This window comes from Belnapia moabensis DSM 16746 (genome assembly GCF_000745835.1).
GTDB classification, from domain to species: Bacteria; Pseudomonadota; Alphaproteobacteria; order Acetobacterales; family Acetobacteraceae; genus Belnapia; species Belnapia moabensis.
This window is the reverse complement of sequence record NZ_JQKB01000032.1, coordinates 16,166-31,039: the sequence shown is the minus strand read 5'-3', so window position 1 is coordinate 31,039 and position 14,874 is coordinate 16,166. Positions and strand designations below refer to the sequence as shown.

Annotated in this window: 13 protein-coding genes; 9 read left to right on the top strand and 4 right to left on the bottom strand. The window is 69.3% G+C overall.

The window, feature by feature from the left end; translation table 11 throughout:
• Nucleotides 1-3 precede the first annotated feature (3 nt).
• Entirely contained in the window at nucleotides 4-1,581 is a 1,578-nt protein-coding gene (locus EP26_RS18125; protein WP_043340645.1) for an ABC transporter substrate-binding protein, read from the bottom strand.
• Nucleotides 1,582-1,662: 81 nt separating this feature from the next.
• Nucleotides 1,663-3,255 (bottom strand): ABC transporter substrate-binding protein, encoded by a 1,593-nt coding sequence (locus EP26_RS18120; RefSeq protein WP_043340642.1) that lies wholly within the window; start codon nucleotides 3,253-3,255, stop codon nucleotides 1,663-1,665.
• Nucleotides 3,256-4,208: 953 nt separating this feature from the next.
• Between EP26_RS18120 and EP26_RS18115 the strand changes: the two genes are divergently transcribed.
• From EP26_RS18115 to EP26_RS18090, 6 genes are all read left to right on the top strand, one after another.
• Nucleotides 4,209-4,688: a GtrA family protein gene (locus EP26_RS18115; protein WP_052389343.1), complete on the top strand. Its 480-nt coding sequence runs from the start codon at nucleotides 4,209-4,211 to the stop codon at nucleotides 4,686-4,688.
• Between the two features lie 62 nt (nucleotides 4,689-4,750).
• Nucleotides 4,751-6,262, top strand: a complete 1,512-nt coding sequence (locus EP26_RS32130; RefSeq protein ID WP_052389342.1) for an exopolysaccharide biosynthesis polyprenyl glycosylphosphotransferase — start codon at nucleotides 4,751-4,753, stop codon at nucleotides 6,260-6,262.
• A 97-nt stretch (nucleotides 6,263-6,359) separates the two neighbouring features.
• Complete coding sequence (locus EP26_RS18105) at nucleotides 6,360-7,355, top strand: glycosyltransferase family 2 protein (protein ID WP_245624442.1); 996 nt, start codon at nucleotides 6,360-6,362, stop codon at nucleotides 7,353-7,355.
• On the top strand, nucleotides 7,352-8,386 hold the full coding sequence (locus tag EP26_RS18100; protein ID WP_043340714.1) for a glycosyltransferase family 2 protein: 1,035 nt from the start codon (nucleotides 7,352-7,354) through the stop codon (nucleotides 8,384-8,386). The genes EP26_RS18105 and EP26_RS18100 overlap by 4 nt, the downstream gene beginning before the upstream one ends.
• 31 nt (nucleotides 8,387-8,417) lie before the next feature.
• On the top strand, nucleotides 8,418-8,708 hold the full coding sequence (locus tag EP26_RS18095) for a hypothetical protein (protein WP_043340640.1): 291 nt from the start codon (nucleotides 8,418-8,420) through the stop codon (nucleotides 8,706-8,708).
• 6 nt (nucleotides 8,709-8,714) lie between these two features.
• Nucleotides 8,715-8,912 carry a hypothetical protein gene (locus EP26_RS18090; protein WP_043340639.1) on the top strand — a complete coding sequence of 66 codons (198 nt, stop codon included), beginning with the start codon at nucleotides 8,715-8,717 and terminating at the stop codon, nucleotides 8,910-8,912.
• Here EP26_RS18090 and EP26_RS18085 read toward each other — a convergent pair.
• Together EP26_RS18085 and EP26_RS18080 are read right to left on the bottom strand one after the other, a co-directional pair.
• Nucleotides 8,862-9,656: a WecB/TagA/CpsF family glycosyltransferase gene (locus EP26_RS18085; protein ID WP_245624441.1), complete on the bottom strand. Its 795-nt coding sequence runs from the start codon at nucleotides 9,654-9,656 to the stop codon at nucleotides 8,862-8,864. The two genes, EP26_RS18090 and EP26_RS18085, sit on opposite strands and share 51 nt — an antisense overlap.
• Nucleotides 9,646-10,905: an outer membrane beta-barrel protein gene (locus tag EP26_RS18080; RefSeq protein ID WP_169747428.1), complete on the bottom strand. Its 1,260-nt coding sequence runs from the start codon at nucleotides 10,903-10,905 to the stop codon at nucleotides 9,646-9,648. Before EP26_RS18080 ends, EP26_RS18085 begins: the two co-directional genes overlap by 11 nt.
• Before the next feature lie 386 nt (nucleotides 10,906-11,291).
• Here EP26_RS18080 and EP26_RS18075 point away from each other — a divergent pair, with 386 nt between their 5' ends.
• Genes EP26_RS18075 through EP26_RS18065 form a run of 3 tightly spaced genes read left to right on the top strand, consistent with a single transcriptional unit; the run spans nucleotide 11,292 to nucleotide 14,872 of the window.
• Nucleotides 11,292-11,702 (top strand): hypothetical protein, encoded by a 411-nt coding sequence (locus EP26_RS18075; protein ID WP_043340637.1) that lies wholly within the window; start codon nucleotides 11,292-11,294, stop codon nucleotides 11,700-11,702.
• A gap of 3 nt (nucleotides 11,703-11,705) precedes the next feature.
• A complete protein-coding gene (locus EP26_RS18070; protein ID WP_052389341.1) occupies nucleotides 11,706-13,469 on the top strand; it encodes a type I secretion system permease/ATPase in 1,764 nt (587 codons plus the stop codon).
• The gene (locus EP26_RS18065; protein ID WP_052389340.1) at nucleotides 13,466-14,872 is read left to right on the top strand and encodes an HlyD family type I secretion periplasmic adaptor subunit; all 1,407 of its coding nucleotides are present in this window, start codon (nucleotides 13,466-13,468) and stop codon (nucleotides 14,870-14,872) included. The genes EP26_RS18070 and EP26_RS18065 overlap by 4 nt, the downstream gene beginning before the upstream one ends.
• Nucleotides 14,873-14,874: the final 2 nt, after the last annotated feature.

Genomic DNA, 14,874 nt, shown 5'->3' with positions numbered 1-14,874 from the left:
GGCTCAGGCCTTCTTCGCATTCCAGAACAGCGGCGGGCCCTTCGGCACGTCGACGAGGTTCCGCCGGTAGGCGGTGGTGGTGTAGGCTTGGCCGAGCGGCAGGGTTGGCACCTCCTCCAAGGCGATGGCCTGCTGCTCCCGCGCCGCCTGCTGCTGCGCGGCAAGGCTCGGCGCGTCGAACCATTCGGCCCGCTTGGCTTCCAGCCGCTCTGAGGCGGCCCAGCCGAACCACCCATTGGTGCCGTTGCCGCGGATGGTCTGGTTGACGCCGGGGTTCAGCGTGTCGAAGCCGGCCCAGTAGGTGAAGAAGATGCTCCACCCGCCCTTATCCGCTGGCTCGTGGCTGTTCCGCCGCTGCACCACCGTGCCCCAGTCGGAGGCGACGTAATCGACGTTCAGCCCGACCTGCTTGAAGAGGTCGGCGCCAACCAGGCAGAGCGCGTTGATGATGGGGAAGTCGGTGGCGCCCAGCAGCACCACCGGCTCGCCCTTGTAGCCGCTCTCGGCCACCTCGCGCCTCACCTTCTCCAGGTCGCGCGGCGAGGTGAGGGCGCCGAGCCCGGCATCGCTGGCGAAGGACGTGCCCTGCGGAAAGAAGCCGACCCTGTCCCGCCAGGCGCCCCGCTCGCTACCGAAGGCCGCCGTCATGAAATCCGCCTGGTTGATCGCACCCAGGAGCGCCCGCCGAAGCTTGGGGTTGTTGAAGGGCGGGTGCAGATGGTTGAAGCGCCCGAAGCCCATCTGACCCGTCGGGTCGGGCTGGTCGACGACGATGTCGCGGTTGCGCCGGAGCGGCGGCACCAGGTCGTTCGGCGGGTTCTCCCACCAATCCACCTCGCCCGATTGCAGCGCGGCGGAGGCCGTCGCGCTGTCCGGCGTCACCCGCCATTCGACGCGATCGAAGAAGGCGCGCTTCGGCCCCGAGGTCCAGGCCGGCACACCCTCGCGCGGGACATAGCCATCGAAGCGCTCATAGACGAAGCGGCTGCCCTGCACCCGCTCATCCGCCTTGAAGCGGAAGGGCCCGCTGCCGATGAACTCGGTGATGGGGCGGAAGGGGTCGGTATTGGCCAACCGCTCCGGCATCATGAAAGGCGCCGGCGAGCCGATCTTGCCGAGCGCATCCGGCAGCAGGGCGAAGGGCTTCTTCAGCCGGAAGACGATGGTGCGGTCATCCGTCGCCACCAGCTCGTCGGTGCGGGCAGCCAGCTCCTGCCCAAGCGGGTCGCGCCGCTGCCAGCGCTTGATGGAGGCCACGCAGTCCCGCGCCCGCACCGGCTCGCCATCGTGGAATCTCAGCCCTGGACGCAGGGTCAGCGTCCAGCGCTTGCCATCGTCCTCGACCCGGTGCCCCTCGACCATCTGCGGCTGCGGCTTGAGCTCGGCATCCAGCCCGTAGAGCGTGTCCCAGATCAGGAAGGCATGGTTGCTGGTGACATAGGCGGTGGTGGTGATCGGATCGAGCGTCCCGATATCCGATTGCGGAATGAAGCGCAGGACCCGGCTATTGGCCGGCTGGGCGATCGCGAAACGGGCGAGGGGCGCCGCGGCGGCGGCGCCCAACACAGTGCGTCGGTTCATCGTGAGCTCCCCGGAAGCCGGTCGCGCCGGCCATTCCGGGGAGTGAAGCGCGGATCGCCTCCGATCCGCAAGCCGGTGGGGTCAGCCTTTCTGGAGGTTCCAGAAGAGCGGCATGCCGCCCAGCACGCCGGTCAGCCCGCGGCGGTAGGACCAGGGCTGGAAGTACTGGCCGAGCGGCAGGTAGGGCGCCTCGCGGAGCCCCTCCTCCTGGATCTGGGCGGCCAGCTTCTGCTGCGCGGCGAGGTCCGGCGCATCGAGCCAGGCGGTGCGCAGCTCCTCGAGCTTCGGCATGGTGGGCCAGCCGAACCAGGCGCTCGTCCCGTTGCCGCGCAGGCCGAGATGCGTCGCCGGCGAGAAGAAATCGAGCCCGGTGAAGAAGGTGAAGAAGACGCTCCAGCCGCCCTTCTCCGCCGGCTCGCGGCTGGCGCGGCGCTGCACGACGCTGCCCCAGTCAGTCGAGACGTAATCGACATTCATTCCCGACTTCACCAGCATGTCGCGCCCGACCTGGGCGAGGGCATTGAGCGAGGGGAAGTCGGAGGCGGCGATCACCACGATCTTCTCGCCCTTGTAGCCGGCGGCGGCGAGGTCACGCTTCACCTTGTCGTAGTCGCGTGGCCCCTTCAGCACGTCGAGGCCGACCGTGCTCGCCATCGGCGTCCCCGGCGGGAAGCAGCCGACGCCGTCGCGCCAGTTGGACGGGTCGGTTCCGATGACGGCGCTCATGTAGTCGGATTGCTCGACCCCACCGAGCAGGGCGCGGCGAATGCCTGGGTTATTGAACGGCGGATGCAGGGAGTTGAAGCGCAGCAGCGCCATCAGCCCGGTCGGGTCGTAATTCTCGACGACGAGGTTGCGGTTGCGGCGAAGCAGCGGCAGCAGGTCGGCAGTCGGCTGCTCCCACCAATCCGCCTCGTTGTTGCCGAGCGCGGCCGCGGCGGTCGAGGCATCCGGCACCACGCGCCACTCGACGCGATCGAAATGCACCTGCTTCGGCCCCGAGGTCCAGGCCGGCGTGCCGCCCTCGCGCGGCTTGTAGTTCGGGTTGCGTTCATAGACTAGCAGGCTGCCCGGCACCCGCTCGTCGGCTTTGAAGCGGAAGGGCCCGGAGCCGATATTCTCCTTGATCGGCGTATTGGCGTCCTGCGAGGCGATGCGCTCCGGCATCATGAAGGGCACCGGCGTCGAGGGCTTGGCCAGTGCGTCGAACAGCAAGGCGAAGGGCCGCTTCAGCCGGAAGGTGAAGTTGCGGTCGTCATCGGCGACCAGCTCCTCGGTTGCCGCCATAAGCGCCTGGCCGAGCGCGTCGCGCTGGGCCCAGCGCTTGATTGAGGCAACGCAATCCCTGGCCCGCACCGGCTCGCCGTCATGGAAGGCGAGACCCTGGCGCAGCGTGATGGTCACCCGCCGCCCGCCATCCTCCACCCTGTGCCCTTCGGCCATCTGCGGCTGCGGCTTGAAGTCGGCATCCACGCCATAGAGCGTGTCGTAGATCAGGAAGCCATGGTGCCGGGTGACATAGGCGGTGGTGACGATCGGGTCGACCACCGCCACATCGGACTGCGGAATGAAACGCAGGACCCGGCTCCCGGCCGGCTGCGCCAGGGCGGGCGCCGGTAGGCGGAGAGCGGCACCGGCCAGGGCAGCGCCGGCCAGCAGGTTGCGACGATGCATGGGCTCTTTCTCCCGGAAACGAAACGGCCCGGACAGTAGCGGTTTTCCCGCCACCGTGAAGCACCCTATTCCGGCAACGGCATCCGCGGGGTGAAGCATGTGTCCGCTGGGGCGGAAGTCGCCTCTGCGGGGATGCCGCACCCCGGGCACTGCGCAGTAGTGGCGAGGCGGAGCCTCTGCCGCCCGCGGAGGGAGGCGCAAAACAGGACGGGCAACATGCCGCGTCAGCACGACCTCAACCTGGGAGCGAAGGGCCGCAGCGATGCCTGGACGCTTGCGAACTCCTGCCAAGCGGTGCCGAGAGAAGTCCGCCAACTCGCCGATCGACTCTGCAACATCAGCCACCCCACGGCACCTGGCGCCGCTCACCGGAAATCTCTAACAGGTCGAGAATCGTCAGCGTCCTTCGCTGCAGCTGCTCCGACCCGCTGGCGAAAGGCGCATCGAAGCAGCCGCTATCCAGGCCAAAGACCGGCACGGAAACGTAAGCGCTTCAACCGCAGATCGACAGCGTTCGATGGCAAGGCGAGGCCGGACCGCTGACGCAGCATCGTCAACGATGAATGCAACCATAGCGCGCATCGCGGGACGACACACCGACTCAAAGGATATGCGAACATCCAGTAAGTGCGAAGGCGATCCCGTTACGGAAGCCGCAGGCGCCGCAACGATCCTTGCGATCTGCGCACCGCATGCTGCCGAGCCGGCAACGCGGCTTGGCCTAATTCGGGACAGCATCCGTAATCGTTCTCCGACGACTTCGTCATCACCATATGGGAAACAGTTGCAGCGCCGAACCGGACTATCGCCTTGCTCATATCCTTCACGCTTGCGCCGTGGAACGTGACAGCGCAAGCGGATGTTTCGCGCCTTGGGCGAGCGGTTGTCACCGCGCCGTGGTTTGTCGCACGAGGCGAGGACGCGTATGCCTTGCAGCATACAGGATGCCTTGGATGAATTCTGCCCTTACCACTCCCCGCCTCTCCGGCCAGCCCGCCGCCCGCAAGGACGGACGCGTGCTGGGCGAGTTCCTGCGCTTCGGCGTGGTCGGCGTCGCCGGCTTCATCGTCGATGCGGGCGTGCTGACGGCGGGCATTGCGCTCGGTACCGGTCCCTGGATCGGCCGCGTGCTGTCCTATCTCGCCGCGGCCACCACAACCTTTGCGTTGAACCGGGCGTGGACATTTCGCGCAGCGCGACAGGAGGGCGGGCTCGGGCGGCAATGGCTGCTCTTCCTGCTCGTGAATGTGCTGGGCTTCCTGTGCAACTACGGAACCTACGCCGCGCTGGTCGGCGGTGTTCCGCTGGTCGCAGCCCATCCCGTGATCGGCGTCGCGGCCGGCTCGCTTGCCGGGCTCGCGGCCAATTTCCTCATGTCCCGGCGCTTCGTCTTCGGCGCCGCCGGGGCCGACCCCCGTCCCTCCAGAGCGTGAAGGCCAGCGGGAGCCATGCCCATCGCAATCGAGAGCCTCAACCCGAGCCCCAGGCGGCCAGCATGCAGGACGTGATGCCCCCTGAGCACCGCACCGGCGATCGCCGGTTGCTGACCGCGGTCGCGGAGGCCGGCTGGGTCGACGGCCTTCGCGGCGAGGCGCGCCGCGAGCGTTGGGCGATCGGCTCGCCGCTGCCGCCGGCCCTGCTGGCGCTGGCCGTGGCGATGCTGGATGGCCTCTGCCTAGCCGCCACGGGCCTCGCCGTGCAGGCGCTGCCGCTGGAGCCGGCTGAAGGGCCGGCGCTGCGGCTGATCGGCTTCGTCGCGCTGCTGGTGCCCTGCCTGATCGCCGCCGCCGGTGGCTACGGCCATGCCGCGCTCTTCGGCGGCAAGCGGGCCGGGCTTGGCGCGCTGGCCGGGCTGGTGCTCGGCATCGGCGGCATGGGGCTGGCGGCGCAGGCGCTCGGCGCCCGCGGCAATTTCCCGCCCGGCCTCGCGCTGCTCTGGCTCGGCGTCGCCATGCCGCCGCTGCTCGCGGCGCGAATGGCGGCCGCCGTCGCGCTTCGGGCGGCCGCGGTCCGTACCCGGCAGCGTGCCGTGGTGGTGGGCGACGGGCCGCAGGCCGCGCGCCTGGTCGCCGCCCTCGGCGGCCGGCCGGACCGCAGCCTTGAGCTGGTTGGCCTGGTCGATGATCGGCGTGCCCATCAGGTCGGGGGCTTGCGCAACGGCCTGCCCTATCTCGGCTCGCTCGAGGCGCTGAACGCCATGATCCGCCGCGGCGAGGTGGACCAGGTGATCCTTGCCCTTCCCTGGGCGGCCGAATCGCGCCTTCAGAACCTGCTGCGGCATTTCGGCGACTACCCGGTCGATGTCCGCCTAGCCCCCGACCTGATGGCCTATCGCAGCCTCGGCACCGCGCCGGAGGGCGAGCGCCTGCGCCTGCTCCGCCTCGCCGACCGGCCGATCAGCGGCTGGGGTGCCGTGGTGAAGATGGTGGAGGACTATGTGCTGGCCATTCTGGCGCTGGCCGTCGCCGCCGTGCCGATGGCGCTCATCGCCCTCGCGGTGCGGCTCGACAGCCCGGGGCCGATACTGTTCCGCCAGCGCCGCACCGGCTTCAACAACCAACCCTTCTACGTGCTGAAATTCCGCACGATGTACCACGAGGCGGCTGACTACACCGTCGCCCGGCAGGTCTCGCTCGGCGACAAGCGGGTGACGCGGGTCGGCGCCATCCTCCGCCGCACCTCCCTCGACGAGCTGCCGCAGATCTTCAACATCCTGCGCGGCGACATGTCCTTCATCGGCCCGCGGCCACATGCCCCCGGCACCCGCGCCGGCGGCCGCCCCTTCGAGGAGGTGGCCGCCCGCTACGCCGCGCGGCACCGGGTGAAGCCGGGCCTCACCGGCCTCGCCCAGGTGCGCGGCTGGCGCGGCCCGACCGAGACGGAGGAGAAGCTGCTTCGCCGCGTCGAGAGCGACCTTGAATATATCGAGACCTGGTCGCCCTGGCTCGACTTCACCATTCTGGTGCGGACGCTGCTCGCCGTCGCTCGGATGCGGAACGCCTTTTAAGCGGCGGGAGGTCATTCCGCCGCCACATTCACCGTCCACCATGGCTGTCCGAGGTCCGGAAGCCAGGACGGAAGCCCTCACCATGCCGGAGAGCGCCTTGCCCGACACCCATCTGACGCCCGGTGCGACACTGCTGCCGGGCTACAGCACCGCGCCACGGGTTGCCGTGCTGATCCCCTGCTACAACGAGGAGGTGGCGATCCCCCGCGTGGTCGCCGCCTTCCGCGCCGCCCTGCCGGACGCCACCATCTACGTCTATGACAACAATTCGAAGGACCGCACCGCAGCCGCCGCCCGCGCCGCCGGCGCCGTGGTGCGCAACGAGCAGCTCCAGGGCAAGGGCCATGTCGTGCGGCGCATGTTCGCCGATATCGAGGCGGATGCCTATGTGCTCGTCGATGGCGACGACACCTACGACGCCGCCGCCGCGCCGGAGATGTTGCGCCTGCTCCTCTCCGACCGCCTCGACATGGTGACCGGCGTGCGCCGCACGCCCGAGGCGATCGCCGCCGCCGCCTATCGGCGTGGGCACCAGTTCGGCAATGCCGTGCTGACCGGGATGGTCCGCTGGGTCTTCGGCGACCGCATCTCCGACATGCTCTCTGGCTACCGCGTCTTCTCCCGCCGCTTCGTCAAGAGCTTCCCGGCGCTCGCCGCCGGCTTCGAGACGGAGACGGAGTTCACCGTCCACGCCCTCGAACTGAAGCTGCCCGTAGGCGAGGTCCCGAGCCTCTACAAGGAGCGCCCCGCCGGCTCCACCAGCAAGCTCAACACCTACCGCGACGGCTTCCGCATCCTCCGCACCATCATCACCCTGGTGCAGCGGGAGCGGCCGCTGATGTTCTTCTCCGTGGCCGGCGGCATCCTCCTGTTCCTCGCCCTGATGCTGGCGGTGCCGCTGCTGCAGACCTTCCTCGCCACCGGCCTCGTCCCCCGCCTCCCGACGGCGGTGCTGGCGACAGGCCTGGTGCTGCTTTCCTTCCTCAGTTTCGTCTGCGGCCTCGTCCTCGATACGGTGACGCGCGGCCGGCAGGAGGCGAAGCGCATCGCCTATCTTGCCCTGCCCGCGCCCGATTTCGAGGAACGCGCATGAGCCTCGGCCCCTACCCGGCCCCCGAGCATGTCGCTGGCGCGATTGGCCCGGCGGGCGAGGTGGATGCCGATATCATCATCCTGGCGATGGATCGGGCCGAGGAGACGGTGGCCGCCATCGCCTCCGCCCGCGCCCAGACCGGGCTTTCCAAACATGTCTGGATCGCCGACCAGGGCAGCAAGCCCGAGAATCTCGCTCGCCTCGCCGCCGCCGTCGGGGACGCGCCGGATGCGACGCTGGTACGGCTCGACCGCAATTGGGGTGTCGCCGGCGGCCGCAACCGGGCGACGGCCCTCGGCCGGGGCCGGATGATCTTCGCCCTCGACAACGACGCCGAATTCCAGGACGCCGACACCCTCGCCCGCGCCCTCCGTGCCCTGGATGCAGAGCCGGACATCGCCGCCATTGCCTGCCGCATCCTGGTCTTCGACACGGGCGCGGAGGATTTCTCTTCCTGGGGCTACCCGCCCGGACTGCTGCCGCGCGCCGCGGAGAGCTTCGACGTCGCCACCTTCGTCGGCGCCGGCCATGCGATCCGTCGGCGGGATTTCGAGCGCACCGGCGGCTATGACGACGCGCTCTTCTTCTGCTGGGAGGAGTTCGACTTCGCCCTCCGCGCCATCAATACCGGCCAGCGCATCCGCTACCGCGGCGACATCGCCGTGCGCCACAAGGTCAGCGGCGAGCACCGCTTCGCCTGGTCGGGCACCCGCTGGTTCCACTTCGTCCGTAACCGCCTCTATATCGGGTTGAAATACGGCCTTGCCCCGGCCTCGCTGCTGCCGCGCTTCCTCGCCTATCAGGTGAAGGGCGCCCGCAACGGCGTGCTCGCTCAGGGGCTGAAGGCCGGGCCCGCGGCGGTCAGCCTCTGGCGCCGCTTCCGCCCTGCGCCGGGGATGGAGACGCTCTACCGGCTGACGCCCGCGGCCCGCGACTACCTTGCCCGCAACGACGCCGCCCACCGCGGCGGCCTTAGCCGGCGGGTGCGGGCTGAGGTGCTGTCGGCCCTGCCGAGTGCCAAGGCCAGTTGAGGCCGGCCGCCGCCGCCCCCACCTGACATGGATGCCCGAGGACAAGAGCGACGAATTGCGTGGCGAGATCATCGCCCTGGAGACGGCCCTGGCCGCGGCCTTCGGTGAGATCGCCGTGCTGCGCGCCACCATGCAGGGCGGCGGCGCCGAAGCCGCCCTCGCCTCCATGAATGAGATGGCGAAGCAGCTCGAAGCCTCCGTCCTCCGGGGCGTGGTCGGCGCCGAGGAGGCCGGGCGCCCTCAAGCCGCCGCCGGCTTCGAGCGCCGGATGGAGCTGATCGTGCACGCACTCCGTAACGCCATCGCCTTCCGGGCCGGGTAGGCGGGGATGGCACGGTTGCTTTGGAGCCTCGGTACCCTGCTCGTGCTGCTCGGCGTGCTGGCGCATCTCTGCGGTTGGGATGCGCTGCTCTGGATTCCGGAGGCGGTACTCGATGCGCTGCGGGCGGATCCTCGGACCTACGGGGTAATCCTGCTAGGCGCGGTGTTGATGCTGGTGGCCCGGATCATCAGCCGGCGGGGGTAGGGCCGCCCGCTTTGCCTCGCGCCGCAGCAGGGCGATGATGGCGGGACTGTCCACCAGGTAGCGTCGGGCGAGGCGCTTCGGGTCCTGCATCAGCCGCCAGGCCCATTCCAGCTCTGCCCGTTGGACAATGACCGGCGCCCGCCGCTCCTCGCCTGTAAGGAAGAGCAGGCTCGCCCCGATGCAAAGGCCGACCCCCCTCCCCTTGCCGCGCGTCGCCACCGCCTGCGCCACCCGCTCCTGCCGCGGCGAGCCGACGGCAAGGAAGGTGTAGCGCGCCGGATTCTCCTCGATGAAGCGCACCGCCGCCTCGAACTGCGCCGGGTCGCGGTCGAAGCCCATCGGCGGATTGTGATGGGCGATCCGCCGCAGCCCCGTCCGTGCCGCCAGCCGCTTTAGCGCCGCCGGCGCCAGGCCGATCACCGTGACCGGCTCGTCCGGCGGCAGCGCCTGCATCAGCGCGGCGGTGAGGTCGCTGCCCGGCACCACCGCCGGCGCCGCCAGCCCCATCAGCCCGGCGAGCCGCGCCACCACCCGGCTGTCGAGCAGCCGCAGCATTGCATCGTCATAGAGCGGCCGCATCGCCGGGTCGCGGGCCAGCCGGACCAGATGGTCGGAGTTCGGCGTTACGACATAGCCGAAGGGCGCCTCCGCCGGCCGCTCCGCCAGCAGGGCGAGCACGTCCTGCAATGGAAGGTCAGCGAAATCGACATCGAGCAGACGCCTGACCGGAGCCTCAGATGCCAAGGCGGAGCCGGACCTGCAGCAGGTTGCGGTCGAATTCCTGGAACCCGCCCGTCGATTCAAGCCGCCGCCGATAGGCATAGCTGGCGATCACCGAGGCGTTCCGGTTCAGCAGGTAGCGCGCCGTCAGCGTCACCACGCCATCGGCCGCCGTTTGGTTCGGGCTCTCGTATTCGCGGCGGTCGTAGAGCAGGTCGCCCTGCAGCAGCACGTTGCGCAGGTATTCGTGGTCGACGGTCAGGCCGACCTGGGTGCGCTGGTAGCTCACCGAATCCTGGCGGATGGATTCCTCGATCGTCCGGGTCAGCCGGAAGCGCGCCGTGGTCAGCTGGGTCGGCGCATAGGTGACAGCCGCCTCGACCGCGGGGCCCTGCAGGGTCTTGATCCCCGGCCCGTTATACTCGCGCTGCCGCCAGCCGAGGGCGATGCGGGCCTGCCAGACGCCGTCGAAATCGTAGTCAAAGCCGCTCAGCACTTCCCAGGTGAAGCTGTCGCGCCGGCTGGCAATCGCCTCGGTGTACTTGATGTCCTGGACGCGCACGATGGTGGTGATGTTCCGACCCGGGGCAAGCGCATAACTGCCGCCGACCGCGCCGATCGCCGTGTTGAAGCTGTTCTGCGACACCGGGGTCAGGGTGTTGCGGATGATCGTGTCTTGGAAGTCGAAGGTCCGGTACACACCCTGGGCGATCAGCCCGAGCCGGTTCAGCCTCGTATTGCCGGTGACCGAGAACTCGTCCGACTCGTAGGCGACGGGCTGGACGATGCCGGCGGCCTGGACATCAAAATTATAGACGTTGAGATGCGCCCGGTAATGGCGGTACTGACCCTGGAGCGACGTGTCGGCCGAGAAGTCGTAGCGCCCGAAGCCGCCGACATCCCAGTCGTTCCAGTCCTGCCGGCTCTCGCTGAAATATTGCCGGTTGACGGAATTGGCGGAGACGCCGACCGCATGGGTCGTCCAGTCGCTGCGCAGGTTGAGGCTGCCCCGCTCCTCGGCGAAGCCGTCGGAGACCACGTTTCTGCGGCGCCCGAAGATGTTGCTGTCCCAGCCCAGCCCGGCCTCGACCGCGCCATTGAGGCGGAAGCCGCCAAGCCGGACGCCGAGCGGGTCGTAATCCGGCCGCTGCCGGTTCACCACGGTGATGCCGCGCTGGACCTCGGGCGAGTCGCCCAGCTGGGCCTGCGCCTTCCCCAGCGGCAGGGCAGCCACGATCAGGCCCAGAACCCCCCAGCTCCGAAAGCTTTTCACCACCATTTCCTCGTCAATATGAGCCCCGGCTCTGCCTAGCACGGGTTGTCGCCACAGTGTGCAGGCAACGATCACATCCTGTCGTGTTTGGCGGCTGGTGTGCCACTTGCGCACAGGGTGTGGCATGACTGCCGCAAAGGACCCAAGACCATGATCGATACGGAACGGCATCTCTTTGGGCGGTTACCGTGCGGAAACTTCTCGGGTTTAGGGTTGCATTTCACGGAAACCGGAGTGCGTATACCCTTCAAGCGCCACCCCAGGCGCCCCTGTCCCATACCCCCCGGTTCGGGACGACAGCGTGCAAGCCATGCGGAATGATAGGCCGATTCGCTCCTTCGGGCGTATCATGGCATTCCCATGGCCGGCCCAGGATGGAGCCCAGTATGGCCAATGTCGAAACCCTCAGGCCGCAACCCGCGCCGGCCCCCGTTCAGGCCGTGACGACCCCCGCCGACCCCACGGCCTTCCGGACGGAAGACCGGATCACCGGCCTCCTCGCCTTCGCCCTCGCCGCCGAGCGTGGGGATGAAGCCAGCCGCGAGACCGTCATCCGCTGTCAGCGGGAGGCTGAGACTGCGCTCTGCGACCACGCATTGCGCTACCTGCACAACAATATAGAGCGCATCCGCCAGGAGGCCGTGGCCGAGCAGATCGGCCGCCTCCGCCACCCGCCCGGCTTCCTCCGCATGGTCGCCGCCAACCTGGTGGCGCTCGTCATCATCGGCGCCGTCGGCGGCTGGCTCGCGCTGCATCCCGAAACCCTGGCCGGCCTCGCCGGCCGCCTGGCAGGCTGACGCATGTCCCATTCCCGCACCCTTCTTCCCGGGGCCGATGCCGCGGCGGATACCCCGCTGCGCCGGGCGCTCCGGGCTTGCCGGACCCAGTTCATCCTCGTCGGCGTCTTCAGCGGCGTCGTGAACCTGCTGCAGCTCACCACCTCGATCTACATGATGCAGGTCTTCGACCGCGTCCTGTCGAGCCGGGCGCTGGATACCCTCCTTTACCTGTCGCTGATCGCCATCCTGGCGACGGCGGTGCTCGCCATCCTCGAGGGCGTGCGGGGCAAGGTGATGCAGCGGATCGGCAGCTGGGTGGAGCACCGCGTGGCGCCGGAGGGCTTCGTTCGCGCCCTTGAAAGCACGCTGCGCGGCCGCCCCTACCGGATGGAAGCCTTGCGGGACCTCGCGGTCTGCCGCGGCTATCTCGGCTCGCCGGGCGCGCTCTCGCTCTATGACGTGCCCTGGGTGCCGATCTATATCGGCGTCATCTTCCTCCTTCACCCGGTGATGGGCTTCATCGCCCTCGGCGGCGCGGTGGTGCTGTTCGGCCTGACGCTCGCGAGCGAGGTCGCCACCTCCGCCCTGCTGAAGGAGGCGAACACCGCCGGCATGGCCTCGCAGCGCCGGGCGGATGCCATCTCGCGCAATGCCGAGGTGATCGACAGCATGGGCATGCTGCCTTCGGTCATCGGCCGCTGGCGGGAATCGGTCGCGGCGATGACGGTCCCGCAGCAGCGCGCCGCCGACCGCGCCTCCTTCCTCGTCGCCATGACGAAGTTCTGCCGCCTCACGGTGCAGATCGGCATCCTCGGCGCCGGCGCCTATCTGGTGCTGCAGCAGGAGCTGACCTCGGGCGCCTCCATCGCCGGCTCGATCATCATGGGCCGCGCGCTGGCGCCGGTGGAGCAGATGATCGGCGGCTGGAAGCAGCTGGTCTCCGCCCGGCAGAGCTTCCGCCGGCTGCAGAGCTTCCTCGCCATGCCGCGGCTGCGCCCGCCGGGGCTGCCGCTGCCGGAGCCGGTCGGCAAGGTTTCGGTCGAGCGCGTCTCCTATGCCTTCCCGGGCCACGGCGTTGCCATGATCAAGGGCGTGAATTTCAGCCTCAGCCCGGGCGAGAGCCTGGCTGTCATCGGCCCCTCCGCCGCCGGCAAGACGACGCTGATCCGCATGCTGATCGGCACGCTGCCGCCCTCGGCCGGCACCGTCCGGCTTGACGGCGCCGATGTCTACCAGTGGATGCGCGAGGATTTCGGCCGGCATGTCGGCTACCTGCCGCAGGATGTGGAGCTGTTCGACGGCACCGTCTTCCGCAACATCGCCCGCATGGGCGAGGCCGAGCCGGACGCGGTCTATGAGGCCGCCAAGCTCGCCGGCTGCCATGACATGATCCTTCGCCTGCCGAACGGCTACGAGACCGAGATCGGCGACAGCGGCCAGTACCTCTCGGGCGGTCAGCGGCAGCTGATCGGCCTGGCGCGGGCCATGTTCGGCCGGCCGAAGCTGGTCGTGCTCGACGAGCCGAACAGCAACCTCGACGGCGACAGCGAGGCGGCGCTGACCCAGGCGCTGGAGCGGCTGAAGGCGCAGGACACCACCGTCATCCTCGTCTCGCACCGGCCGACCCTCGTCCAGGGCGTCGACAAGGTGCTGCTGCTGAAGGATGGCGCGATGGAGATGTTCGGCCCGCGCGCCGAGGTGCTGAAGCGGCTGATGACGCCGCCGCGCCCCGCCGAGGTCCAGAACGCCCCCGTTGCCCGCCTTGAAGGGAGCGCCGCCCGATGAGCGTCACCACCCAGGAGCCGAAGCTCCCCGTCCTCACCGGTGCGCGCGCCCTGGCGCCGATCCGCACCGATCTTGGCGGCACCCTGCCGTCCTTCCCCTTCGACCCGCTGCTCGACGCCCCGGCGCCGCGCACCCGCGGGACGATGCTCTTCGGCATGGTCGTCTTCCTGTTCTTCGTCGTGGGCGGCGCGGCCTGGGCGGTCATGGCCCCGCTGGCCGAGGCCTCCATCGCCGCCGGCGTCGTCAAGGTCGAGGGCACGCGGCGGACCATCCAGCATCTCGAGGGCGGCATCGTCCGCGAGATCCTGGTGCGCGACGGCGACAAGGTGGAGAAGGGCCAGGTGCTCGTCCGCCTCGACGACATCCAGGCCGATGCCACGCTCGAGACGCAGCGCGCCCAGCGCTGGGCGCTGATGGCGCAGGAGGCGCGGCTGCGCGCCGAGATCGGCCGCGCGCGTGATGTCAGCTTCCCGCCCGAGCTGCTGAACGCCAGCAATGCCCGCGCGCTCGACAGCGTCACCGGCCAGCGCGCCCTGTTCGAGGCGCGGATGGCCAGCCTCGCCAGCCAGGTGCAGGTCTTCCAGGCCCGCATCGACCAGCAGCAGGCGGTGATCGCCGGCGCCCGCGGCCAGCTCGCCTCCACCCGCCGCCAGCTCGCGCTGATCAAGCAGGAGGAGGAGATGACGCGCACCCTGGTCACTCAGGGCCTGCAGCGGCTGCCGCAGCTCCTCGCGCTCCAGCGCAGCTTCGCCGGGCTGGAGGGCAGCATCCAGGACCTGACCGGCCAGATCGACCGCGCCAACGCCGCGATCGCCGAGGCGCAGCAGCAGACCAGCCAGGCCATCGACCAGCGGATGCAGGAGAACGGCCAGGAGTTGCGCGACGTCCGCGGCAGGCTCGCCGAGGCCGAGGAGAAGCTGCGTGCCGCCTCCGACGTCATGACGCGGCGGGACATCACCGCGCCGGAGGACGGCACGGTGGTCAACCTGCGCCTCTTCACCGTCGGCGCCGTCGTCAAGCCGGGCGAGTCGGTGATGGACCTGGTGCCGCAGCACGACCGGCTGATCGCCGAGGTGAACGTCCAGCCGAACGACATCGACGTGGTCTATCCCGGCCTGCATGCCGAGGTGCGGCTGCCGGCCTTCAAGCAGCGGCTGGTGCCCTACCTGCACGGAGAGGTGACCTGGATCGCCGCGGACGTGACCACCAACGAGCAGACAAGGCAGCAATACTACCCAGCGCGCATTCTGATCGATCAGCAGCAGCTGACGTCGCTGCCCAATGTCTTCCTCACCCCCGGGATGCCGGTGGAAGCCCATATCAAGATCGGCGAGCGGACCTTCTTCCGCTACATCACCCAGCCGATCCGGGACAGCTTCCACCGCGCCTTCCGCGAACAATAGGA

Coding starts and splice junctions, on each gene's coding strand:
- EP26_RS18125 (WP_043340645.1), bottom strand. CDS start 1,581: ATGAACCGACGCACTGTGTTGGGCGCCGCCGCCGCGGCGCCCCTCGCC.
- EP26_RS18120 (WP_043340642.1), bottom strand. CDS start 3,255: ATGCATCGTCGCAACCTGCTGGCCGGCGCTGCCCTGGCCGGTGCCGCT.
- EP26_RS18115 (WP_052389343.1), top strand. CDS start 4,209: ATGAATTCTGCCCTTACCACTCCCCGCCTCTCCGGCCAGCCCGCCGCC.
- EP26_RS32130 (WP_052389342.1), top strand. CDS start 4,751: ATGCAGGACGTGATGCCCCCTGAGCACCGCACCGGCGATCGCCGGTTG.
- EP26_RS18100 (WP_043340714.1), top strand. CDS start 7,352: ATGAGCCTCGGCCCCTACCCGGCCCCCGAGCATGTCGCTGGCGCGATT.
- EP26_RS18095 (WP_043340640.1), top strand. CDS start 8,418: ATGCCCGAGGACAAGAGCGACGAATTGCGTGGCGAGATCATCGCCCTG.
- EP26_RS18090 (WP_043340639.1), top strand. CDS start 8,715: ATGGCACGGTTGCTTTGGAGCCTCGGTACCCTGCTCGTGCTGCTCGGC.
- EP26_RS18075 (WP_043340637.1), top strand. CDS start 11,292: ATGGCCAATGTCGAAACCCTCAGGCCGCAACCCGCGCCGGCCCCCGTT.
- EP26_RS18070 (WP_052389341.1), top strand. CDS start 11,706: ATGTCCCATTCCCGCACCCTTCTTCCCGGGGCCGATGCCGCGGCGGAT.
- EP26_RS18065 (WP_052389340.1), top strand. CDS start 13,466: ATGAGCGTCACCACCCAGGAGCCGAAGCTCCCCGTCCTCACCGGTGCG.